The 23,696-nt window shown below is 35.1% G+C and carries 27 protein-coding genes and 2 tRNA genes; 22 read left to right on the forward strand and 7 right to left on the reverse strand.

What is annotated here, in order from left to right; all coding sequences use genetic code 11:
* The 4 genes from ACNF4Z_RS00460 to infB are packed head-to-tail and all read left to right on the forward strand — an operon-like array spanning position 1 to position 2,683.
* Positions 1-213, forward strand: a complete 213-nt coding sequence (locus tag ACNF4Z_RS00460; protein WP_458327273.1) for a 30S ribosomal protein S28e — start codon at positions 1-3, stop codon at positions 211-213.
* 5 nt (positions 214-218) lie between these two features.
* Complete coding sequence (locus ACNF4Z_RS00465; RefSeq protein WP_458327274.1) at positions 219-443, forward strand: 50S ribosomal protein L24e; 225 nt, start codon at positions 219-221, stop codon at positions 441-443.
* Positions 440-889 carry a nucleoside-diphosphate kinase gene (ndk, locus tag ACNF4Z_RS00470; protein ID WP_458327275.1) on the forward strand — a complete coding sequence of 150 codons (450 nt, stop codon included), beginning with the start codon at positions 440-442 and terminating at the stop codon, positions 887-889. Before ACNF4Z_RS00465 ends, ndk begins: the two co-directional genes overlap by 4 nt.
* Before the next feature lie 21 nt (positions 890-910).
* Positions 911-2,683 (forward strand): translation initiation factor IF-2, encoded by a 1,773-nt coding sequence (gene infB, locus ACNF4Z_RS00475; protein ID WP_458327276.1) that lies wholly within the window; start codon positions 911-913, stop codon positions 2,681-2,683.
* Position 2,684: 1 nt separating this feature from the next.
* On the opposite strand, the gene speD is transcribed toward infB, so the two are convergent.
* Together speD and ACNF4Z_RS00485 are read right to left on the reverse strand one after the other, a co-directional pair.
* Positions 2,685-3,068, reverse strand: a complete 384-nt coding sequence (gene speD, locus ACNF4Z_RS00480; protein ID WP_458327277.1) for an adenosylmethionine decarboxylase — start codon at positions 3,066-3,068, stop codon at positions 2,685-2,687.
* 184 nt (positions 3,069-3,252) lie between these two features.
* Positions 3,253-4,032, reverse strand: a complete 780-nt coding sequence (locus ACNF4Z_RS00485; RefSeq protein WP_458327278.1) for a hypothetical protein — start codon at positions 4,030-4,032, stop codon at positions 3,253-3,255.
* A 164-nt stretch (positions 4,033-4,196) separates the two neighbouring features.
* Between ACNF4Z_RS00485 and ACNF4Z_RS00490 the strand changes: the two genes are divergently transcribed.
* Positions 4,197-6,059 (forward strand): phosphoenolpyruvate carboxykinase (GTP), encoded by a 1,863-nt coding sequence (locus ACNF4Z_RS00490; RefSeq protein WP_458327279.1) that lies wholly within the window; start codon positions 4,197-4,199, stop codon positions 6,057-6,059.
* Positions 6,043-6,711 carry a lipoyl(octanoyl) transferase LipB gene (lipB, locus tag ACNF4Z_RS00495; RefSeq protein WP_458327280.1) on the forward strand — a complete coding sequence of 223 codons (669 nt, stop codon included), beginning with the start codon at positions 6,043-6,045 and terminating at the stop codon, positions 6,709-6,711. The genes ACNF4Z_RS00490 and lipB overlap by 17 nt, the downstream gene beginning before the upstream one ends.
* Here the strand turns inward: lipB and ACNF4Z_RS00500 are convergent.
* Positions 6,680-8,227, reverse strand: coding sequence for an aldehyde dehydrogenase family protein (locus tag ACNF4Z_RS00500; protein ID WP_458327281.1), 1,548 nt, complete (start codon positions 8,225-8,227; stop codon positions 6,680-6,682). The two genes, lipB and ACNF4Z_RS00500, sit on opposite strands and share 32 nt — an antisense overlap.
* Before the next feature lie 203 nt (positions 8,228-8,430).
* Here ACNF4Z_RS00500 and ACNF4Z_RS00505 point away from each other — a divergent pair, with 203 nt between their 5' ends.
* Positions 8,431-8,655: a hypothetical protein gene (locus ACNF4Z_RS00505; RefSeq protein ID WP_458327282.1), complete on the forward strand. Its 225-nt coding sequence runs from the start codon at positions 8,431-8,433 to the stop codon at positions 8,653-8,655.
* Positions 8,656-8,678: 23 nt separating this feature from the next.
* On the opposite strand, the gene ACNF4Z_RS00510 is transcribed toward ACNF4Z_RS00505, so the two are convergent.
* Positions 8,679-8,752 (reverse strand) — tRNA-Arg (locus ACNF4Z_RS00510).
* A complete protein-coding gene (locus ACNF4Z_RS00515) occupies positions 8,752-9,543 on the reverse strand; it encodes a serine/threonine-protein kinase (protein WP_458327283.1) in 792 nt (263 codons plus the stop codon). The genes ACNF4Z_RS00510 and ACNF4Z_RS00515 overlap by 1 nt, the downstream gene beginning before the upstream one ends.
* Positions 9,544-9,771: 228 nt before the next feature.
* Here ACNF4Z_RS00515 and ACNF4Z_RS00520 point away from each other — a divergent pair, with 228 nt between their 5' ends.
* The 9 genes from ACNF4Z_RS00520 to ACNF4Z_RS00560 all read left to right on the forward strand — a co-directional run bounded on the left by ACNF4Z_RS00520 (position 9,772) and on the right by ACNF4Z_RS00560 (position 16,242).
* Entirely contained in the window at positions 9,772-10,008 is a 237-nt protein-coding gene (locus ACNF4Z_RS00520) for a winged helix-turn-helix transcriptional regulator (protein WP_458327425.1), read from the forward strand.
* Positions 10,009-10,077: 69 nt separating this feature from the next.
* A complete protein-coding gene (locus tag ACNF4Z_RS00525; protein ID WP_458327284.1) occupies positions 10,078-10,875 on the forward strand; it encodes a methylenetetrahydrofolate reductase in 798 nt (265 codons plus the stop codon).
* 1 nt (position 10,876) lies between these two features.
* Positions 10,877-11,707 carry a hypothetical protein gene (locus ACNF4Z_RS00530; protein ID WP_458327285.1) on the forward strand — a complete coding sequence of 277 codons (831 nt, stop codon included), beginning with the start codon at positions 10,877-10,879 and terminating at the stop codon, positions 11,705-11,707.
* A gap of 4 nt (positions 11,708-11,711) precedes the next feature.
* Positions 11,712-12,737: a methionine synthase gene (locus tag ACNF4Z_RS00535; RefSeq protein ID WP_458327286.1), complete on the forward strand. Its 1,026-nt coding sequence runs from the start codon at positions 11,712-11,714 to the stop codon at positions 12,735-12,737.
* A 34-nt stretch (positions 12,738-12,771) separates the two neighbouring features.
* Positions 12,772-14,007 (forward strand): MFS transporter, encoded by a 1,236-nt coding sequence (locus tag ACNF4Z_RS00540; protein ID WP_458327287.1) that lies wholly within the window; start codon positions 12,772-12,774, stop codon positions 14,005-14,007.
* A 35-nt stretch (positions 14,008-14,042) separates the two neighbouring features.
* A complete protein-coding gene (locus ACNF4Z_RS00545; protein WP_458327288.1) occupies positions 14,043-14,408 on the forward strand; it encodes a RidA family protein in 366 nt (121 codons plus the stop codon).
* 84 nt (positions 14,409-14,492) lie between these two features.
* A complete protein-coding gene (locus ACNF4Z_RS00550) occupies positions 14,493-15,743 on the forward strand; it encodes a Glu/Leu/Phe/Val family dehydrogenase (RefSeq protein WP_458327289.1) in 1,251 nt (416 codons plus the stop codon).
* A gap of 55 nt (positions 15,744-15,798) precedes the next feature.
* Positions 15,799-15,870, forward strand: a tRNA-Gly gene (locus ACNF4Z_RS00555).
* Between the two features lie 84 nt (positions 15,871-15,954).
* Positions 15,955-16,242, forward strand: a complete 288-nt coding sequence (locus ACNF4Z_RS00560; RefSeq protein ID WP_458327290.1) for an antibiotic biosynthesis monooxygenase family protein — start codon at positions 15,955-15,957, stop codon at positions 16,240-16,242.
* 12 nt (positions 16,243-16,254) lie between these two features.
* Here ACNF4Z_RS00560 and ACNF4Z_RS00565 read toward each other — a convergent pair whose 3' ends face one another.
* Positions 16,255-17,052, reverse strand: coding sequence for a DUF929 family protein (locus tag ACNF4Z_RS00565; protein ID WP_458327291.1), 798 nt, complete (start codon positions 17,050-17,052; stop codon positions 16,255-16,257).
* Positions 17,053-17,139: 87 nt separating this feature from the next.
* A complete protein-coding gene (locus ACNF4Z_RS00570) occupies positions 17,140-18,114 on the reverse strand; it encodes a phosphosulfolactate synthase (RefSeq protein WP_458327292.1) in 975 nt (324 codons plus the stop codon).
* 111 nt (positions 18,115-18,225) lie between these two features.
* Between ACNF4Z_RS00570 and ACNF4Z_RS00575 the strand changes: the two genes are divergently transcribed.
* The 6 genes from ACNF4Z_RS00575 to ACNF4Z_RS00600 are packed head-to-tail and all read left to right on the forward strand — an operon-like array spanning position 18,226 to position 23,642.
* Positions 18,226-18,912: a phosphoadenylyl-sulfate reductase gene (locus ACNF4Z_RS00575; RefSeq protein ID WP_458327293.1), complete on the forward strand. Its 687-nt coding sequence runs from the start codon at positions 18,226-18,228 to the stop codon at positions 18,910-18,912.
* Positions 18,913-18,917: 5 nt separating this feature from the next.
* Positions 18,918-19,988, forward strand: coding sequence for a sulfate adenylyltransferase (locus ACNF4Z_RS00580; protein WP_458327294.1), 1,071 nt, complete (start codon positions 18,918-18,920; stop codon positions 19,986-19,988).
* 34 nt (positions 19,989-20,022) lie between these two features.
* Positions 20,023-20,844, forward strand: a complete 822-nt coding sequence (locus ACNF4Z_RS00585; RefSeq protein WP_458327295.1) for a sulfurtransferase — start codon at positions 20,023-20,025, stop codon at positions 20,842-20,844.
* A gap of 46 nt (positions 20,845-20,890) precedes the next feature.
* A complete protein-coding gene (locus tag ACNF4Z_RS00590) occupies positions 20,891-22,057 on the forward strand; it encodes an acetyl-CoA C-acyltransferase (protein ID WP_458327296.1) in 1,167 nt (388 codons plus the stop codon).
* A complete protein-coding gene (locus ACNF4Z_RS00595) occupies positions 22,054-22,902 on the forward strand; it encodes a 3-hydroxyacyl-CoA dehydrogenase family protein (protein ID WP_458327297.1) in 849 nt (282 codons plus the stop codon). The genes ACNF4Z_RS00590 and ACNF4Z_RS00595 overlap by 4 nt, the downstream gene beginning before the upstream one ends.
* Entirely contained in the window at positions 22,899-23,642 is a 744-nt protein-coding gene (locus tag ACNF4Z_RS00600; RefSeq protein ID WP_458327298.1) for an enoyl-CoA hydratase/isomerase family protein, read from the forward strand. Before ACNF4Z_RS00595 ends, ACNF4Z_RS00600 begins: the two co-directional genes overlap by 4 nt.
* Positions 23,643-23,696: the final 54 nt, after the last annotated feature.

Below are 23,696 nucleotides of genomic sequence, written 5' to 3' on the forward strand. Positions count from 1 at the left end.
ATGGCTGATAACGAAGCAACACCTGCAGAGGTTGTTGAATTAATGGGAAGGACAGGAATGACAGGTGAGGCGACCACAGTCAAGGTAAGGGTGCTATCTGGACGTGATCAGGGAAGAATTATCGCAAGAAACGTCATGGGTCCTGTACAGGTTGGAGATATACTGATGTTAAGGGAAACCGCCAGAGAGGCTAGGAAGCTATCAATCAGGTGAAGATTATGGCAGAGAGAATTTGTACTTTTTGTGGAAAGGACATTGAACCGGGAACCGGAATGCTTTACATCAGAAAAGATGGGGCAACACTTAACTTCTGCAGTAAAAAATGCAGGGTAAATATGTTGAAGCTAAAAAGAATCCCGAGAAAGGTTAAATGGACAGCGGAATATCATAATATTAAGAATTTAAAAAAGATGGCTGAGAAAAAAACAGGTGCTGAGCAATGAATGAAGAGCTGACGCTTGTTCTTGTTAAACCAGATGGAGTCAAAAGAAGACTTGCTGGAGAGATAATAAAAAGACTTGAACAGAAAGGCCTCAACATTGTTGCTTTGAAAATGATTCAGCTTTCAAAGGAAAATGGTGAAAGACATTATTCTGTTCATAAGGAAAAACCATTTTTTAAGGAACTTGTTGAATACATAACATCAGGGCCCATAATAGCCATTATAGTAAAAGGAAGGAATGCCATATCTACAGTGAGGAATATTGTTGGAGCTACTGACGGTTCGAAAGCTTCACCAGGAACAATAAGGGGGGATTATTCCAATAGCATAGAAAGAAACCTTGTCCATGCTTCAGACTCAATTGAAGCTTACGAACATGAATCAAAAATTTTTTTCTCAGAAAAAGAAATTTTAAATTTCAGCTACGGCGACGAAAATCTTTTATAAATTTATAATTAAATATTTGGGGTGATACTTATTCCTGCAGAATTAAAGAATAAAGAAGATTTGAGGCAACCTATTATCAGTGTTTTAGGTCATGTAGACCATGGTAAAACTTCACTCCTTGATGCTATAAGGGGAAGTTCGGTAGCTTTAAAGGAGGCAGGAGGAATCACCCAGAGAATAGGCGCAACTGAAATATCAATAAACAGAATTATGGAATTATCAGAGGGTACATTAAAAAAAGGCATTTTAAAAATTCCAGGGATACTTTTTGTTGATACACCAGGTCATGTAGCGTTTTCAAATATGAGGGCAAGAGGAGGCGCTCTTGCTGATATAGCCATTCTTGTTATAGACATTAATGACGGATTAATGCCTCAGACAAAAGAATCAATAAACATACTTAAAAAATTTCGCACACCCTTTGTTGTTGTAGCAAACAAAATAGATCTAATTCCCTATTATAGAAAAACTGAGTCAAAATTATTTAGTAAGTTTATTAAATCTCAAAGAGATGAATATATACAGGAATTCGACAAAAGATTTTATAATCTTGTTAATGAGTTGTATAATGAAGGTTTTCAGGCCGAAAGATATGACAGAGTAACAGATTTTTCAAAATTTGTCTCTATAATTCCTGCCAGTTCAAGAGAAGGAATTGGGATATATGAAACCCTTTTAACAATATCTGGGTTGGCTCAGAAATATCTTTCTGAAAATATATCGAGAATCGAGGGTTTAGGTAAGGCAAGCGTGCTTGAGGTTAGGAAGGACGACTCAGCTGGAATATTCCTTGATACTGTTCTTTATCAAGGAGAGTTAAAAAAAGGCTCAAAAATTTATGTAAACACAGATGCTGGAATAAAGGAGACCAGAATAAAAGGTTTGTTTGTGAACTCATCAACTAGAAGATCAACAATAAAGGAAAAGGAGTTGGTAAAATCTGCTGCGGGAGTTAGGGTTTTAATATCAGACTCTTACAATGTAATACCTGGCTCTACTCTTATGGTTAGCAATGGAAACATAGCTGAAGCCGAGGAAGAATTTGCCCAGGAGAGCCGTGTAAATGTTGATCTCAGTAAGAATGGTGTAACACTGAAGGCTGACACTCTTGGCTCTCTCGAAGCTGTTGCTTATGAACTAAAGCAGAAAAATATTCCAATAAGATCTGCTGCCACTGGAGAGATTAGTAAAAGGGATCTCATAGATGTTTCAACACTTCCTGATGCAATGGACAGATTAATTGTTGGTTTTAATGTTGAGCTTTCTCCTGATGCCAGGAATTCCGTAATAACATATGATTGCGGAGTTATTACGTCAAATATCATTTATTCATTAATAGAAGAAACAGAAAAATGGTTAAAAGATAAAAAAGCCGAACTTGAGGAAGAGAAAAAACAATCGTTCCCAATTCCTTCAAAAATTACAATACTGCCACAATATATATTCAGACAGGCAAAACCTGTTTTGGTTGGTATTAGGGTGTTATCTGGAAGGATAAAGGTTAATGACACATTGATAAGACAGGATGGAAAATATGCAGGTACGATAAAGAGCATTAAGGATGGAGACGTTAACAGAAAATTTGCAGATGCCGGCTCTGAAGTATCGGTAGCTATTGACGGAGTGATACTGAACAGGCATATTTTTCCAGACGAGATTATTTATGTGGACATTACGGAGAATACTGTCAAGGCATTACGGGAGAACCCCCTTGATGAGGAAACAATGAAAACAATGGAAGAAATCATAAAAATAAAGAGGAAGGAAAATATTTTTTGGGGTTCAAAAGCTTGATTTAAGTTCTTTCGGGAGAAGATACTGCTATTCCAATTAGATCTCCTCTCTCATGTTTTTTATAATTTATTGCCTCAGGTTTTAAAACATTAACCAAATACTCATATGCCCTGTCAGCCTTTTCGGGTTCTCCACATGTAAAAATATCCAGGGTTATCAGACCATATTCCGGCCATGTGTGGAAAGAAATATGAGATTCAGCAAGAAGTACAATACCACTGGCCCCGAAAGGATGGAACTGGTGGTAATCAGAAGATATCTTTGTTAGGTTTCCAGCCCTTACAGACTCCTCAATTATGTCCATCATTTTTTCCTTGACGGAAATAATTTCCGGATTTATCCCATAGAGATCTGCAAAAATATGAATTCCCACGGCCACTTTCATCGTCCTCCATTTTTTTCACCTCAATGTTGCTTCTATGTAATATTTTCTATTTATTTAAATATTTATATGGTTGCTAATGAAAGACTATTTTCCCATAGGAATATTTTTTTTTATATTTTTCAATATCTCTAATTAATAATAGATTAAAAAATAATAAAATTATTATAATATTAAATTTACAATTTCAATTAATATACTCAAAACTTATTTCCACATCCTCATATTTTGACTTTTCTTCACTTATCTTTTCCATATACATATTAAAAGAATCCTCTGTGCAAAATAATATTGAATCCAAACCTCTTATGGCTGCATTAAATGAACCCTCCACAGGGGAAAAAAATATGACTGATTCAGAATCCCATAAGAGGCTTTTAATCCCCTCTCCAATTCCAAAAATTACGTTTGAATTTTTTTCACTTTTCACAATTTCAGTTAGTGTTTTTTTGACATCTTCGTATTTTCTTAATTTTTCATTTTTTATTATTTTCACATTTATTCTCCCAAATTTTACGTCTATAAAGCCCTTAATCTGACTTATCCTGGCACATTGACCTTTTAAACAATCTGAATTGGCAATTGCGCTGGCACCAGTTACGGGTCCACTTTTAAATGCATGTAAAAAGCCACCCTCCATCTTAAGATAAACTTTATCCCCATTTTTTATATCTTCGTCTGCTATTGCTTCCCAGTTCCTGTTTTTATAAATTATTTCTGACCCCATAATGAGGAATTTTCTCAAATCCCCAAGAGTCTCATATAAATACTCATATCCTTTTTCAGTCACATCAAGTTCATTTATTAGTCCCATATCTTTGAAAATTGAAACGTAATAACGTACTCCCTGAAGTGTCATATTCAATTCTCTTGATATGAATGCAAGGTTTTTTTCCCCTCTTGCGAGCATAAGAAGAACTGCTATTTCGTTAACATTTAAGTGTGGAATTCTCTTTTCTCTTTCCAATCAATCCGTATTTTAGTTTAACTATATAAAAATTATTATTTTTTAAAAAATAGGAATTTATTTATTTAAATTGATGTAAATTAATAACTTCTATTCGTTATTTATCGATGGAGATTATCAAAAGATTTAAATGTATAAAAAAATGATTTGTTTGAGGTTAGTAGATGTTAGGGTTGTGTGAGCAAGGATCAGATGACAGAGCTATGAAAATGGTTGAGGAGGCAGTAGAGAAATCAGAATTTTTTCAAAAATTAAAGGATTTGAATCCTGAACTTTCAGATAAAATGTTTGGAGCTGTTTTAGAATATGCTAACTTGTGCAATCCCAGTAAGATAAATGTAATAGAGGGGGATGAAGAAGAGAGTATAATAAGAGAACTTGTAAATGAAGGTAAATTGATAACTCTAAATCAGAATGAATTTCCTGGTTGTTATCTATATAGAAGTTCACCTCATGATGTTGCTAGATCTGAAAAGGATACATATACTTGTACAAGAGGCTCAAAAAAGGATGCAGGACCAACAAATAATTGGATTCATTCAGATGAGGCGCTTGAAATATCTAAAAGAACTATGAAAGAATCCATGAAAGGAAAAACTCTCTATGTGGTTCCATATTGGTTAGGTCCCTTAAACTCAGAATATGGTCAGGGTGGTCTGGAGCTTACTGACAGCCTTTATGTGGTACTAAATCTGATTAAAATTACAAGGGTAGGTTATAAAATAGCATCCTCAATAGCAAAAGAAGGTAGATTTGTGCTAGGTCTCCATTCAACTGTAAATCTTGATCCAGAAAACAGATATATTTTCCACTTTCCAGATGAAAATGAGGGAATGGGGCTGATAATTAGTTTTAACACAAATTATGGTGGAAACGCCCTTTTGAGCAAGAAATGTCATGCTTTAAGAATAGCATCTTTCAGGGCTTTGGAGGAAAAATGGCTTGCTGAACATATGATGGCCGTAGGAGTTAAAGATCCGGCAGGTCAAATAACATATATAACAGGAGCATTTCCAAGCTCAAGCGGAAAAACAAATCTTGCAATGCTGCAACCACCTAAGGAATTATTGGATCTTGGATGGGATACCTCTCTTATAAGTGATGACATAACCTGGATGCATCCAAAGAATGGAAGACTAATGGGAATAAACCCGGAATATGGTTTTTTTGGTGTTGCTCCACATACTAGCAGAAAAACAAATCCAAGAGCAATGGATGCAATATCTCGAAATACAATATTTACAAATGTTGCTGTGGACAGCCTTGGAAGACCATTCTGGGAGGGAATGGACGAGAAGAGGGAAAATCTTACAGATTGGACTGGAAAACCATACAACGGTAAGGAGAAAGCTGCTCATCCCAATTCCAGGTTTACAACACCTATAAATAATTACAGGAACCTTTCAGGTGAGTATGAAAACCCTGAGGGAGTCCCAATATCTGCATTTTTATTTGGTGGAAGAAGATCTGACCTGGTTCCATTGGTTATGGAGGCCAGAGACTGGGAGGAGGGAGTTCTTTTTGGAGCAATGCAAAGGGTCGAAACAACAGCTGCCGCAATAGGGAAGGTTGGACAGCTTAGGCATGATCCAATGGCCATGAAACCATTTATGCCATACAATATGGGTAAATATTTTGATCATTATCTATCAGTTGGCAAAAGTCTGAAAGAGCAACCAAAGATATTCAATGTTAATTGGTTCAGAAAAGATGAAAATGGCGAATTCATGTGGCCAGGTTACTCTTACAACATGTATGTTATCAAATGGATAGTGGGAAGAGTCAATGGAAAAGTTAACAGATATATTGAAACACCAGTTGGAAATGTTCCATACCCTGAGGACATTGCGCCAAATTCATTGGTATCTGAGCAAACGTTGTCAAAATTACTGAAAATTGATTTAAAAGGATATCTAAATGAATTCGATCAGATTGAGATCTTCTTTCAGTCATTCGGGAACAAAATGCCAAAAAGGATGTGGGATATATTTAACAGGGTGAAAAAAAGGATTGAATCTTCACTATAACTATAATATTAAAATATTAATTTCAAATTTTACAGAAGATTATCTAGATGTATTGGAACTTCAGCAAAGGTTGAGGAAAAAAGTTGCAGATAATGATTTTGGTTACATATTGATTCTTCAGCATAAACCCGTTTACACAGTAGGTATTCACCAGGATACTAATTATCCTGTTAATGCCGTAAATATAAAAAGGGGAGGTGGAGTAACCTTTCATGGGCCTGGCCAGATCGTAACCTATTACATTCTCAACCTTAGAAAGCTGAAATTTAACATTCTTGATGTGATATCTCTGGCTCATGAAATTGAAATTTCTTACCTTTTAAAGAATAAATTGATAGGAGAATCTAAGTTAGGTAAACAAACTGGTATATGGATTAAAAGTAAAAAAATTGCATCAACAGGATTTTCTATTGAAGAAGATTGTACAATGCATGGCACAGCACTAAATGTATGTACTGATATGACATATTTTTCCAAAATCAATCCTTGTGGATTCGATCCCTCCATAATGACTTCCGAGGAGATAGAGTTGGGTACAAAATTAAATATTGAAAAAGAAATTGAGATTTATAAAGATATACTAATTAAAAAAATTGGAGAAATTTTTTCAATATGGTCGATCAATGAGCTATGGTCTGAGATTGCTCCCTGAGGAATTGTTGCAGATAATAGTAAGAACCAGTACCTTTTCCACTTATACCGCTAAGTTTCCAGCCCACAAATGGCTGAGAACCAACCATTGCCCCTGTTGATCCTCCCCTCTCTCTGTTTGCATAAAGCACTCCAACCTCAGCGGTATCAAAGTATTTCTTTATCTCATCAGGATCTTCTGTGAATATTCCTCCAGTCAGTCCATAATCTGAATCATTTACAAATTCTATTGCCTGATCCAAGGAATCGACTTTTACAAGAGCCAATATGGGCAAGAAAAGTTCGTTTTTTATTATCTCTGAATTCATTGGCAGGTCTGTCACTATGGTAGGTCTTACGTAAAACCCATTTTTTTCAATTATCTGTCCCCCTGAAACTATCTTTCCATCTTTTTTTGCAATTTCAATATATTTTTTATATTTCTCAAATGCCTCTTTGTTTATGACCGGACCCATGAAATTTTCCTTTAAGTATGGCTCTCCCACTTTTAAATTATCAGTAACACTCTTTATCTCTTTCAAAAAATTATCATAAATATCCTTATGCACGTAAGCTATTGAGCAAGCACTGCATTTCTGGCCTGAATAACCAAAAGCAGCTCTGTACACTCCGTTAACAGCCTTCTTAAGGGACGCTTTGTTGGAGACTATTATTGCATCCTTTCCTCCCATTTCTGTGATTACCACCTTGGGGTGTTCCTTTGTGGCATTTCTGTATATATCAAGTCCCGCATTCCTTGAACCAGTGAAAAGTATTCCTGAAATCTCTTTATGCTGTGAAATATAAGGTCCTATTTCACCACCATTTCCTGAAACATACGCAATTGCATCCTCAGGAACACCACATTCTATCAGTGTTTTTACAAACAGATAAGAAGAGAGCGGAATATTGCTTGATGGCTTCAATAACACACTGTTACCAACAACCAGTGGACCAACCGTCATTCCAACTGTTATGGCATAAAAATTAAATGGAGCTATTACTGCAAAAACACCATAGGGTTTCATAATGCTGAAGCTTTCTTCATTGTCATATCCTTTCCCTGTTAGTCTGGCAAAACCCTGGTTTTCTATGAGATTTGTTGCATAATACCTCAGAAAATCAATTGCCTCATCAACATCTGCCATTGCTTCCAATCTGTTTTTTCCATTTTCAAAAGCTAGAATTGCGGAAATATTAAATTTATCAGCACTTAATTTGTCCGCAACTTTATACATCACTCTTGCTCTTTCCAAATATCCTTTTTCATACCACTTTTTCTGTCCCTTCTTCAGCATTTTTATGGCATTGTCAATGGTTTCCTTAGACGCAGCCTGGAATTTTGCCAATTCATTTCCGTCAACAGGGGATATTTCACTGATCTTTTTATCCTCTAATATTTCTGATCCTATTATAAGTGGGTATTCTTTATGAAAATATTTTTTTACATCTTTCAAAGCTTCTTCATATTTTTGATCAAATTCTTCTTCCTTTCCTTTTTTTTGATATCTTACGTATGTCACTTCGTTTTCGAACATTTAAATCACAATATCTATATTGGTATATGTTATAAAACAGTTTTTCAAACAATTAAGATTCTGACATATTATTTTTATATTTATTAAGTATCTAATTAATTTAGTATGTTACTAAATAATCAGTAATGATTTATTTTCGATATAAAATTTTTTGTAAAAATATATTTTATATAAATTTTAACATTATGCCTCTATAAATTATTATGAACAGTGCAGAAAATACAGAGGGAAAATTTAAATGCACAGCAGCAGGTTGCCAGCAGGTATTTAACACAAAGGAGGCTTTGATAGAACATGCAAGGACCGTCCACCACCTTGATATAACAAAAGCTGATAAAAAAAGCAATAAAGGACTCATTGCTGGTATTGGCGTTGTTGTTGTGATAATTGTTGTGGTTCTAGTATTATACTTTACAAAAATTATTTAAAATTTTAAATAACATATTTAAAGCGGGCCTGCCGGGATTTGAACCCGGCTCTTCGGCTTCGAAGGCCGTAAGGATATCCTGACTACCCCACAGGCCCTACTTACCTTTTAGAATATCTATCAATTTAAAAATATCTCTTTCTCTGTCTTCTCTTTTAATCTGAAGTGTTTTTCTTATGACTTCGTAAACTGACAATCCTTCAAACCTTTTTATGGCCTTTAGATCGTTTTTAATTTTTTCTGGGTAATTTCCAGTTAAACAATAATAAGCATTTGCACCAAGTGAGTAGACATCTGAATCTATATAACAAAGTCCCTGAGTGAATTGCTCTGGCGCTGAAAAATTGGCAGTACCTACCTTACTTCCTCTTATTCTCATGTACTCTTCATCTTCCCCTAACCTTACAGATGTGCTGAAATCAATTAGTTTAACAATATCATCTGACTCTGAAATTATAAGATTTACTGGGGTAACATCACGATGTACGATCCTATATCTCCTCAGATAGCCTAAAGCATTTGCGATTCCCTGTGAAACCTTTTTTGCAAACGCATATTCAAATTCTCCTCCCTCAACAAGATCTTTGACGCTTTTTCCCTTTACCATTTCCATAACAAGAAATATATTCTGTTCAAAAATACCGTCATCATAATATTTCACTATATTTGGATGAGTTACAATTTTTAGATTGTTTATTTCATTCTGTAATTGATCATTTACGGGGTCACCATTCCTATTTGGCTTGTAGTTCAGTGGAATCTTAATTGCAACTGGTCTTTCACTGGAATCCACTCCTTCAAGAACTTCCCCCATTCCCCCAGTCGCTAAATGTCTTTTTATGTAATAAGTGTCCCTATTCCCTTCAAGTTTTTTAGGATAATCCATCATTTATGGGGGTACATTTTATTGTATATTATCATTTTATCTATTTTTCAAAATAGCAATAAGAACTTTTTAGATTATTACAGTTAAAACCATTAATACTGTTAATGTAATTTTGAATTTAATGCCCAATTTAGATTCTTACAGACTGGAAAAAAAATGGGAAAATTGTATAATTGAAGTTTCCGGAAAAAAGTTTGTATTGATAATGGTGCTGAAACTCTTTCAAAAATTATCAGAAAGTTTACGGTATTGATAATTTTTGTCATAAAAAACAAGGAGAAAGCAAGATTCTCTGAGATTGTGGAATCAGTACCAAATGCAAGCAACAATATAATATCAAAGAGACTTAAATTCTTACAGAAAGCGAACATTGTCTATAGGGATCAAGAGAATCTTACCTATTCATTAACAAATAAGGGAAATGAGGTTTACACAAAATTGAGAGATATACTTTTGACTCTATCATAGTATTACTATGGATAATTAAAATTTAACAATATATTAAATAAGATAATTCAATCTTAAAAAAGTCAGGAAATGAGCATCATATCAGCATCGAAGACTGTAAAGTCATTTGAATTTTTGCCTGAGAAGTCTCCAACCATAGAGGATATAAACAGGGCAAAAAACATCATGGATGGTGTTGCAAACCATGTTATGATACCGGAAAATCCACAGGGAAAACCCGGCATCGATCCAATAATTACAGCTATTGAACTATCTAAAAATACCTCACTTTCTGCAATTCCACATATAACACCAAGGGACAAAAACTCTCTTTATTTGTCATCTCAATTTCAAACAGGTGTAAAATTTGGCATAAGGGACTTCTTTATAATCGGTGGAGATAAAATAAATGAAAGTATGAATTCAAGGGAGGTTAGGGAACTGGATGTTTTTAAAACAATGGAGCTGGCTAAAAAAACATTGGAAGAGAACCTAAAAGACAAAAATTTTTCAATAGGGGGGGCATTCAATCCATACAGGTCAAACGAAACTGAGATAATTAAAATGAAAATTTCTTCAGGTGCTAACTTTTTTGTTAGCCAAATTATCTTTGGTTTTCATGATTCTTTCATTAAATTGAAAGAAAAAAAAATTATCGCAGGATTTATGCCTCTTAAATCTAAATCTCAGTTAAATTTCATAAAGAAACTTGGGGTAGAAATTGATGAAGAAACAATTAGGAGACTGGAAAATACAGAAGACATAAGATCAGAATCTGCAAGGTTGATCCTTGAAACATATGAAAAGCTAAAGCAGTATGTTATTGGGATTCACATTATGCCAATGAATGATTATGAAATAGCTAAAAATATATTGGAGTGTGTATAAAATGAATAATGTAAAAGGTTTGATTGATGGAATATATCCAAAGGATGAAAATCTAAGGATATTGATCGGAAGATGGCAAAGAGGAATTTTAGGGGTTAAAGATCTTAATAACAGAATAGACGAGGAGACTGAGGAATTTCTAAAATTCAGAGGGGAAAATATCTTGTCCTCAGACCCACTGTATAATTGGTTTGATATTTTCCGCCCTCTACTGGGCTCCCTTAGCGGTTTTGAAGTTGGCCCATTGAGGAGACTTGAATATACAAATACATTTTACCGGGAACCTAAAATAGTTGGAAAACCAAAATTCCGAGATTCGGAGGCCAGCGGAAAGGACAACATACCAGGCCCAGTCTACAGATCAAAGGGGGGTTACGGATTTCTTCCCGGGCCAGAAACTTTTTTCTCATACAGCTATAATGATGCCAAATTAAAAAAAGAGGATTTTATTGTTAGCATTTTGGAAGCCTACGGAGATCTTCTGAGAAATTTTTCAAAGGAAGGTGTCATCATAATGGAACGAGTCCCTGTACATTATGATACTTTGATCTCAATAAAGGAGGTTCTAGGAAACAAGAAAATAGTTCTGGATGCCATAGCAGGTTTTTCAGAAAGGAAAAATGAAAATCCCAATGAATCAGAAATCCAGATAATGAGAATTTTTGAGGCAAAAACCACAACAATAGAGTCCAAGGAAAAAATTATAAAACAATTAGAAAAAGTTAACAGCGGAAATGTTTTGATTGGATTTAATGATTATCCGGATTTTCTTCCAAGGGTAATTGCTGATAAAAAGGTAAAAGTAATGAAGGAGGTGGTGGAAAACGAATAAAAATTTGATATTACAAGAGATAGGGAGTTTCAGGAAGCCTGAATATCTGAGCAGTGTATTCCATAAAACTTTTGGAACACCGGAATTCAAAAGCAAGGCTGAAAGGGCAACTATAGAAACGATTTCACTTTTTGAAAAAGCAGGTATTGATAATATAGGGGTTGGTGGCGAAATGTTTAGATGGGAAATGTATGAGAACTTCGCCATAGCGATGCAAAATATAGAATTTTATGGGCCGGTCAGATCATTTGATAACCGATATTATAAAAAAGGAAGTGTGAAAGGATTACTGAATTTGAAGTATCACCCTCTTGAAGATGAATTAAAATTCCTGATTAAACAGGGTTGGGAAAACATAAAGATTCCAGTTACTGGTCCTTACACCATGATGGACTGGTCATTTAATGAGTATTATAGGGACAGGGCTGAACTTGCAGATTCCTTTGCCAGGGTACTTCGGGAAGAAATTCTCCATCTTCTTAAAATCTGGAGGGAGAATGGTAAAACTGGAAAACTAGAGATTCAAATAGATGAACCAGCAGCAACCACTCATCCTGACGAGATGGATATAGTTGTGAATTCAGTAAACAGAACAATTTCAAATATAGATGGAATAGAATCATCAATACATGTCTGTTACAGTTCTGACTATGGAATGCTATTTAATGTTATGCCTGATTTGAAGGTTGACGGATACAATCTTGAATTTGCCAACAGAGATAGCCTTAACAGAGGCTTGACAGATGATGTAAGAAAGGGTTACTATGACGTAAAAAGGTTCAATGAAATGAATGAAACTTTGAATAAAAAGAAATTCCTTGGAATAGGTGTAACAGATGTCCATATTGATGATTTGGAGAGTCAAGAATTAATTAAAGATAGGCTGGAATACTCAATGAAACTAATGCCTTTTCCGGAACTTATAAAGGTTAACCCGGATTGCGGACTAAGGACAAGATCAAGGGATGTGGCATATAAAAAATTGAAAAATATGGGAGAGGCTGTAAAATCAATAAGAAAAAATCTTTAATACCAATTGTAAATATCTGTAAGGGAAACCTTACATGAATTTTAGAAGCAACAACATATACATTTTAATTCTTGGCAGTGGCATCTTCATCTCTACTTTTGATATTGCCGCAATCTCGGTTGGAATTAAACCAATAAGTGAACAGTTCAGCCTTGGGACATATCAGATAACTTTAATTGCAGCTTCCTCTATTATGGGTGCAGCAATAGGTTCTTTCCCATCCGGTCTTTTCTCTGATCGATTTGGAAGAAAGTCATTGATAACCGTCGATATTATAGGATATTTTATATTCGAAACTTTTGCTGCATTATCATTCAATTTTGAAACACTGTTTATATCAAGATTATTTGTTGGTTTTGCAATCGGTATGGATTTTTCAGTTGCATTTCCATACATAAAAGAGTTAAGTGAGGAAAGTTCTTCTAAAGGAAACATGGCAGTTATTCTATTTGCCGCCAATTTTGGAATGATTGTTGCATATGGACTTGGAACATTGCTAAACACTTATTTCGAAATTGATGGTTGGAGGTACATTCTTCTCTCTGGGTCAGTTATCTCACTGCCATTCATTTTCTTAAGAGGTTTCCTTCCTGAATCAAAAAAATGGAAGAATGAAAGTAGAAAAAGCATGAAAAATATAATGGAGGACTTTTTCAGTAATAAGAAAATAAGAATAGCGTTTTACAGCTATTCATGGTTCTCATATCAGGTGTCAGATCAAGGTTTTTCAGTGTTTTTACCTGCTTTTTTCGCAGTAATACTATTTGTATCAAATCCTGTTTCAGATTATTTTAGCCTCATAACTAAAATGGTCACAATCCCCGCGGCCCTTGTAACTGTTTGGCTAATAAAAAAAATTGCCATTCTTAGATTGCAAGAAATAGGCTTTCTTGGTCGGGCCATCCCACTTTTGATATTGGGCTCAATAGGATATATCAACACTAATATAAATTACATTTTGATTTTCTCTCTTTTATTCACATCTTTTTTCTTTGGTGCTATGGGGCCAGATAAAACAACCGTAATAGCTCCTGCTGATGCCTATGAAACAAGACACTCGGCAAGTGGAGAAGGCTTCTCTCAGATGATTGGAAGGCTGGGCGGTATTACTGGAATCTTTGGGTTTGGAATTCTGTCAGGATTGTACGGCGTATATTCAGGTTTAATATTTTTTGGTATTTTTTCATTCTCTGGTTTTATTGCCACTTCATTATACTCAAAATACTATGAATTTCCATTTATTAAGGAAAAACCCTCCGGTGTAATATAAAAAAATAATAAATAATAACAAAGTATATTCATATTATGGATAAAAAAACAGTAGTTGTTGAAGATCTAGGGAGAGCAGGGCCATACGTACATGCTACAGTTTTTGACAGGTTGGTTTTTTTGTCAGGTCAGCTTGGCGTTTCAAAGGAAACTTTAGGGAACTTTACATTACAGTTTGAGAAAGCAATTTCAAACGTCAAGAAAATCCTGGAACATTCAGGCAGTTCCATGGAAAAAGTGGTAAGAGTAGTTGTTTACCTTTCTTCAGCTGATAATTTTAAAGAAATGAATGATCTATTTGAGAAATATTTTGGAAAAAACCCCGTTTCAAGGACAACTGTTGTATGTTCTTTTTCAAATAAAGACGCCCTGGTTGAATTAGAGGTAACGGCTTTTATATGAAACACCATATTATGAAATATGAAATTAAAAAATGCATAAAGGTTTAATTCATTGGTTAAATACCCAAACGCCTAAGGTGATTTAATGGCAGAAGATTTAGATCCTTTTGACATAGCCGTTAAACAGCTTGAAAAAGCTGCAAAGGTTATGAAACTAGACCAGCAGGCTCTTGAGATATTAAAGCAACCACAGCAGATAATGACTGTAAGTCTTCCTGTGAGGATGGATGACGGAAAGGTTAAGGTTTTCACAGGGTTTAGGGTTCACTACAACAATGCAAGAGGACCCACAAAGGGTGGAATTAGATTTCATCCTGAGGAGACTATTTCAACAGTTAAGGCTCTTGCTGCTTGGATGACATGGAAAACTGCAGTTGTGGACATTCCACTTGGTGGAGCAAAAGGTGGAGTGATATGCGATCCAAAGAAGATGAGTGCTGGAGAGCTTGAGAGGTTAAGCAGAGCCTATGTTAGGGCACTTGGTGAATTCATAGGGCCCGAGGTTGATGTTCCTGCACCTGATGTTTACACAACACCTCAGATAATGGCATGGATGATGGATGAATACGAGAACATAGTTAGAAAATCTGCTCCTGGTGTTATTACGGGCAAGCCACTTACTGTTGGCGGATCTGAAGGAAGGGGAGACGCAACAGCAAAGGGGGGAATGTACGTCCTCAAGGTAGGGGCAAAGAAGAAGAATATTGATCTATCAAAGGCTACTGTGGCAATTCAGGGGTTTGGAAATGCAGGACAGTTTGCAATGAAACTTGTTAAGGAACATTTTGGCTCAAAGGTTGTGGCAATATCAGATACAAAGGGAGGAATCTATTCTGAAAAAGGATTGGACTTTGAAAAACTTCTTGAGCACAAACAGAAACACGGAAGTGTTCAGGATTTTGAAGGAGCTAAGAACATCTCTAACGAAGAACTTCTTGAACTAAATGTGGACGTTCTAATTCCAGCGGCAATTGAGAACCAGATAAGAAGTGACAACGCATCAAAAATAAAGGCGAAGATAGTTCTTGAGCTTGCAAACGGACCAACCACTCCGGAGGCAGATGAGATATTGTTTAAAAACAATGTTCTTGTTCTCCCAGATTTCCTGGCCAATGCTGGAGGAGTGACAACATCATACTTCGAATGGGTTCAGAATATAGGTGGATATTACTGGACACTTGACGAGGTCTATGAAAAACTTGATAAAAAGATGACTGCTGCTGCAGAGGCAGTTCTTGCAGCTTCTGATCAATACAAAGTTGATCCAAGGACTGCAGCATATGTAATAGCAGTTAAAAGAGTTGCAGACGCAATGAAAGCAAGAGGATGGTACTGAAAGTACCATTCACATTTAGAATTATTTATTAATTTTTTATCTATATGAAACTTGAGCGGGAATAGTGTAGTGGTTATCACAGGGGCTTCCCAAGCCCTTAACCCGGGTTCGAATCCCGGTTCCCGCATTAAATTTAAAAAATTTTCCTATGAGTAAGATAGATGAACACCTATTAAAAAAATTTTTAAATAGGAACGACCAATATTTATATATGATTGTTACACAGAATCATATCCGAGTAAAAAAGGGTAGGGAAAAAGAGTTTGAAGATTCCTTTATAAAAAGAGAGAAAAATATTAAAAAAATTGAAGGTTTTGTGAGAACTAATTTTATGAGGCCAATCAAGGGGGAAGATTATATCGTAGAAACCTACTGGGAGAACTTGGAATCATTTAATGCATGGCTCAAAAGCGAAGATTTTATCAGGTCACATAAAGGATTAAATAAGGAAATATTAGATGGAGATAATATTCTCACAATTCATGAAATAATAGGATAAATTTTTACTTTATCAGGCGCAGGCTGTGTCTGCCTCTCCCATTATCAAAATTAGTTCCTGTTCAGCACTTTGAATTTGCTGGTTTTTCATATAATCACTCAATACGGTGGAGGCCATTACTCCACTTGAGAATGATGGGAACATGAAAAAGAAATGAACAAATGTACCATCAGGACCTGTTATTATAAGCATTGTAACCAGATGTCCTGAAAGATTGGCAATGGATTCGGTGTGGTTTTCAAGTGGTATTTCAGTCTCGTATTGCTTTGCAACATTGTATACTGAAGAAGGAAGATATTTTTGAAGTAGTGCAAGTCCGTCATCAATTCTTGAAATATTATAAGTATTCTTGCTTATATTACCAAATGATTGATTGTTATACATTCCTGTAAGTGTTTGATTGTAGAGATAGATGGATGTAAAACAAAACGGAACTCCTGCATATGAAAATGTGAAATTTTCTCCAATATTGTCATAAGGTTTACCTTTTAAGAAAAGAAGTCCGGGAGTATTGGCAATTGACTGATGTGGTATGACATATTGGGTGCCATTTCCATTCATGCTAGAATTAATAAGATCATAAAGAACCCATGAATTGTCGGCACCTATTGGACATCCGTACCAGGAAATGAAATATATGTGGTTTTGATTGTTTGAAATAAGATCATTTGATGTTACTTTTTCATACACACCAAGTTTAAGGACCTGTGAATCAGAGGTACTTTTAGATTGTACAAAGTTGAAGGCAACAAAAGAACCTACAATTATTGCAGCCACTAATATTACTATGAATATATATTCTTTTTTCATAATTATTTATCAAAATTTTCTCATAAATATTTTTTCCAATTGGAATAAATATGCAAAGAGAGAAGATTTTTATGAAAATTTTTCACATTAATGCTTGACCACAGTATAAAATTTTCTCCTCAGGTCTGATTGATCAAGTGTTTCCTTTATCATTCCTAATTTTATAAGTTCATTTATTGAATTACATACTGTCCTTCTTTTTAAACCTGTTATTCTCATGATGAGATTTTGATCAGCTTTAATGGAATTACAAATCACATGGTAAACAAATTTTGTGGCCGGACTTGCTTCAAATTCCCCCATTGTATTCTCTATACTGAGGGAATCCCCTCTTATTCCAAGTCTCTGAGACTTAAGAGATATAAGAGATTCAGGTAGTATGTTACCAAGGTTTACATTTTTTCCTAGTTTTTTTATAAATTCTATTTGTTGGCTTTCCATTGGAGCTTCAAACATCAGTCTTTCTACTTTGAAATTGTCAAGAATCTCCTCAACCCATGTCCATTTTATATTCCCCTCAGAATCGTAAATAGAAACATCTTTTCCTGACTCACGCCCTTCTATAATAATGAGATCCGGCTCATATGTCAACGCTTCATTTATTGAATTGATGGTTTCCCTTAGGCTGAGTTGATTATTTTTAACCTTCTTTCCAACCTCCATTACAAGGATTATACCTTTCTGTTTACAAATCTCTCCAACCTCTTTTTTATCACTTTTTTTCAAATTGTTAATACCCTCACTCAGTTCAATGTGTGTAAAACCAATACTAATCAATTTTTCCACTATATTTTTGCATTTTCCGTACTCTGATGCTATTTCAAGTAATGTGCCTCCATTACAAACACCAGAGTTGTGTTTTTTTATTACTCTAATTCTGTCAGAGATAAATTTTTCATCAAAGAGAAGGGGAAGCCCCCATCCAAATTTAACATAAGTAGAAAAAGTAGATAGCAAACCTATGGTTGAATTTTTTAGATACATTTTATCCAGGCACATTGTAATTGATCTGTCATCCGATTTTTCGAAATGAGATTTAAATTCGTTCTCTAAAAATTTCACAATCTCACAATAAAATAAATGATTTAATATTATGTTATAGGAAAATCAAAACAATTTTGTAGCTGTTTTCAACTTTAGCAAAGTAAATCCAATTATCAATATTACAATTATATGGAAGGAAAGGAAACTCTGAATGAATTGTGCATTAAGCTAAGGGAGACACTGAATAATGCAGAAAATAAATTTAGTAGTGAAATTTTTTTCTCTTGTTCATTTTCAATGGAGGATATGATAATACTCAACGAAATAGAAAAAAATAGAATAGGCATTCAAATATTTACAATAGATACTGGAAGGCTGTTTCAGGAAACATACGATTTAATCCAATTCATAAAGGAGAATTACGGAATAAATATCCATTTTATTTATGGTGATTCGAATAAAATAAGGGAGATGGTTGAAAATCATGGCCCCAATCTTTTTTTTGAATCAAAAGAAAAAAGGGATCTTTGCTGCTATATCAGGAAGGTTGAACCACTAGCTCAAATTAAAAGAAAAATGAAGGCGATGATAACCGGAATTCGCAAGGAACAGACTGAGAACCGCAAAAACCTAAAAGAGGAGGAAGTGATCAACGGTTTTACAACAATAAATCCACTGATAGATTGGAGTTCAGATCAAGTTAAAGAGTATATTGAATGTTTTCAGGTTCCCATCAATCCTCTATACTACAGAGGCTACAAAAGTATTGGATGTCAACCCTGCACAAGATTTTTAATAAAAAATGAAACGGAAAGGGAGGGAAGATGGTGGTGGGAGTCTGGATCTGACAGGGAATGTGGTCTTCACAGAAGGTGATATTTTTGAATATTGATGCACTTGGAAATTACTTTAGTTTTGACATAATAACCAAAATATACGCCATGAAATGCGGTTATTACTCAGAATATTTTAATGGATTGGACGATACCACTTCAATTTTAAATAATTCAAGGGATGTAAATGATAAAATACAACCTATTCCTTTACTTTTTCCCCTTGATGAAATTACTTTCATATCTTTAAGGGAAGGGACACATTCCATATTTTACAAGTCTGATTTTATAGCAGATATTGATGTGTATGAAAAATTCACATGTGATAAACGCAATCTGATACATGGAATTTTTAAAACACTTGATAAATCCCACCCAGGAGTGAGCCGTTGGATTGATCTTCCTTGTTATTTCATAGGGGGAAAAATTTTGAAATATGGTGAAATTGAAAAATATTTCAAATATCCACAGAGGCATGCCAATTCTATTAAAAGTATGTTCAAAAATAAAAAATGGAGAGATGTGTGTGGTTTCCAGACTCGAAATTTTCCACACAGGGGTCATGAGGCAATTCACAGAATAGTTCTTAATTTATGCGATGGAATTCTTCTCAATCCAGTTTTGGGAATTAAAAAGACTGGAGACTTTTCAGATGAGATTTTAATTTCTTCATACGAAACTTACGTAAAAAACTATCTAAACAGTGAACATGCAATCATTGAACCATTGAACTACAATATGATGTATGCCGGTCCAAGAGAAGCACTCCACCTAATGTTAATGAGAGAAAAAATGGGATGCTCCCATTATGTATTAGGAAGAGATCCCTGTGGGATCGGTTCTTTCTATGATAGGTATGAAGCATGGCAATATGTAAATGAAAATTTACCAGACAGAATAAAACCTCTTTTTATTGAAGAGATATTTTATTGCAAAAAATGTGAACTCTTCTGTACTGACAGGGAATGCGGACATTCAGATCAGTTTAGAGAAAAAATAAGTGGCACATCCCTCAGGAATATCATCTTTTCAGATATGAAAAATGATCTAATGTTAATAAGACCAGAAGTTCTACAGACAATAAGAAATTATATCATATCAACTTTACAGGAAAAATAGAAAAATAATTATCAAATTTACGCAATTAAGTGTTATGGAGTTTTCAAATATATTGATTTATCCAGAGGAACTTAAAAATAATATAGACGGATATTTTATCATAGATTGCCGATACAACCTCATGGATAAGGAATATGGCAAAAGGAAATTTCTTGAAGGACATATTCCTGGGGCAGTGTTTTTGGATCTTAATGAGGATATGGCAGGGCAGGTGGGAAGGGTTGGTGGAAGACATCCCATTCCAGATCTTGAGAAGTTTGTTGAAAAGCTGGAAAAAATAGGGCTCTCTAGTGGAGATGTTGTGGTTGCCTACGACGACAATCTTTCAGGAGCTAGCAGGTTATTTTTTCTCATGGAAATGATATCTTTTAAAAATGTTAGAATATTGCAGGGCGGATTCAACAGATGGTTAAAACTTTCATACGATATTGAAGTTGGGGAGCAAAAAATAAGGAAAAAAGGTAAAATAACATTCAAAATAAAAAGAGATATGGAGGTAGATCATCAATTTATTTTAGATAACAGAGGTCGTATAACAATTGTTGATGCAAGGGAAAATGAGAGATACAGAGGTATAAAGGAACCTATTGATCCAGTACCTGGAAGAATACCTGGAAGTTTGAACATTCCATATAAGGAACTGATGTCAGATGAGAGCTCATTCAAACCAGTTGAAGAATTATCTGAAATTTTTAAAAAATTGGGTGACAATCCTGTTATATATTGTGGATCAGGAGTTACAGCATGTGTTGATTATGTTGCAATGAAGATTTTGGGGAAAAAACCACTTCTTTATTCAGGAAGTTACAGTGACTGGATTTCAAGGGGTTTATCTGTTGAAAGGGATGATATATAAAAAATTTAAACATTTTAAACATAATTGGGATTAAGGGTCGATATTATTGACTGATGTTTACATAGTGGGTGGAGCAAGGACACCCATGGGAAAGTTTGGCAAATCACTGAAAAACACATCTGCAGCCAGGCTTGGTGGAATTGCAATTGAAGGTGCAATTAAAAAATCAGGAATAGAAAAAGAAGATGTGGAAGAGGTAATTTTTGGTAATGTAATTCAGGCTGGAAACGGGCAGAATATAGCTGGTCAGTGTTCAACCATTGCAGGTTTAAGTGAAACTGTTGTGAAAAATACTGTAAATGTGGTCTGTGCATCAGGTATGCTTGCTATTGAAAATGCATCCAGAGAGATTCTTCTTGGTGAACGAGATATAATAGTGGCAGGAGGAACCGAAAGCATGAGTAATGCACCATTTTTACTATCTTCAGGGTTTAGGTGGGGTGTTAAGCAGATTTCAGGCATTTCCCAGGAAATCACAGATTCACTTTTTAATGATGGACTAATAGATGCTTTTTATCATAATTCAATGGGATATTATGCTGATAAGACTGCCCTAAAATACAATATTACAAGGAGACAGCTCGATGAGTTTGCAATACAGAGCTATGAGAGAGCTCAGAAAGCTTGGGATAATGGGCACTTTCAAAAAGAGGTAATAAAGATGGAGGAACTGGAGAGGGATGAGGGCATAAGAAAGACAGACATGGAAACTCTGTCAAAACTCAATCCATCATTCAATAAAAACGGTTTACATACTGCTGGAAATTCATCACAAATTTCAGATGGATCATCAGCATTGGTTTTAGCATCAGAGAAGGCAGTTAAGGAAAAAAATCTTAGGCCAATAGGCAAGATTACAGGATACTGGTCTTCAAGCCTTGATCCAAGAGATTTCATAGAGGCTCCTGTTATCTCTACAAGAGAACTTTTGGATAAAAAGGGGTGGAAAATAAGAGATTTCGATTTAGTTGAGCATAACGAAGCATTTGCAGCAGCATCTATAATCGTAAGGGATCAGCTGGGTATTGATAATGAAAATTTTAATCCCTTCGGTGGAGCAATTGCCATTGGTCATCCACTTGGAAACAGCGGTTCAAGAATCGTTTTAACACTGCTTACTGCTCTTAGGGAGAAAAAAATGAAAAAAGGAATTGCCACACTCTGCCATGGTGGAGGCGGAGGACACACATTAAGTTTGGAGGTTTTTGAATGAAAATTGGAGTTGTAGGTTCTGGAACAATGGGTAGCGGAATTGGACAGATTTTTGCTCAATTTGGTCATGACGTGATCATGATAGATGTGGTGGAAAGCATCTTTCAGAGGTCAAAGGATAATATAAAATCATCACTGGCCAGACTGGAGAAGAAGGGTGCATTAAGGGAGTCACCTGAAAAAATAATGCAGCGAATAATTTATTCAACAAATTTTCAGGATCTGAAAGACAGGGAAATGGTAATTGAAGCTGTTTTTGAAAGGGTTGAGGTAAAAAAAGAAACACTGAGAAAGATATCTGAATATGTATCCGAAAATGCCATAATAGGTACTAACACATCTTCAATTTCCATCAATCTTCTATCTTCAGAAATTAGAAATAAGAAAAGATTCATGGGAATACATTTTTTCAATCCAGTACCCGTGATGAAACTTGTTGAAATAGTTAAAGGAAACGATACTTCTGAAGAGAATATGGAAAGAGTGAAGCAAATTCTCATAGAATGTGAAAAAGAACCAGTTTATGCCAAGGATTTTCCGGGTTTTATTTCAAACAGAATACTCATACCTTTGTTGAGGGAAGGAATTCTAGCCTATGAAGAGGGTGTTGCATCCAAAGAAGATATAGATAAATGCATGAAGCTTGGAATGAATCATCCTATGGGCCCTCTAGAGCTGGCGGATTTCATAGGTCTGGATGTTTGTTACGATATCATGGAAGTTCTTTACAGAGATTATGGAGATCCACGTTTTAAGCCACCAATAACATTGAGAAACCTTGTAAATTCTGGAAAGCTCGGAAGAAAATCTGGTGAGGGATTTTACAAATACGAGGTGAAAAAGTGAAAAACATAAAAACCGAGGAAAGGGGAAGAATTCTGATTGTAAAAATGGCAAGGGAGAATCCGTTAAATCCGCTCAATATAGAGATGCTTGAGGAAATAGGGGAAGTCCTTAAGGATGAAAAAAAGGTGGCAATAATTACTGGGGAAAATAAGGCTTTCAGTGCAGGAGCAGATATTAATATCTTTCTCAATCTTGACAAATCAACTGCATATTCATTTGCAAGAAAGGGTCATGACGTGATGGATCAGATCAGTGAAAGAAGTATGCCTGTTATTGCATCAATTCATGGATACGCACTTGGAGGAGGATTTGAGCTTGCACTTGCATGCGATTTTAGAGTTGCGCATCCAAAGACTCAGATGGGTCTCCCTGAAATTACCCTTGGAATCATACCTGGCTTTGGAGGAACCCAAAGACTTAAGGAGATAGCCGGCAGAACCTTGGCATTCAGGATGATCAGCTTTGGAGAAAGAATTGATGCTCAGAAAGCTTTTGAATATGGCATTATTGATGAGGTATCTGAAAATTATTTCGAAGCATCTGTTTCACTGGCTGAAAGATTGTGCAATGCTCCTTTTCAATCCCTTTCGTATATCAAGAAACTTGTATATGATAGAAGGGATGAAAAGTATGATCTCGAAAAGGAGTATTTTGCAAATCTGTTCGGAACACCAGATCAGATTGAGGGGGCAAAGGCATTCTTTGAAAAGAGAAAGCCTCAATTTAACAAAAACATTTGAAAAATAAGAAAACATTTAATATTACAGCATATTTGAGGAATAAGAAGGTGCTTT

Origin of the sequence: Caldiplasma sukawensis (genome assembly GCF_052315375.1) — an archaeon.
Classification (GTDB): domain Archaea; phylum Thermoplasmatota; class Thermoplasmata; order Thermoplasmatales; family Thermoplasmataceae; genus Cuniculiplasma.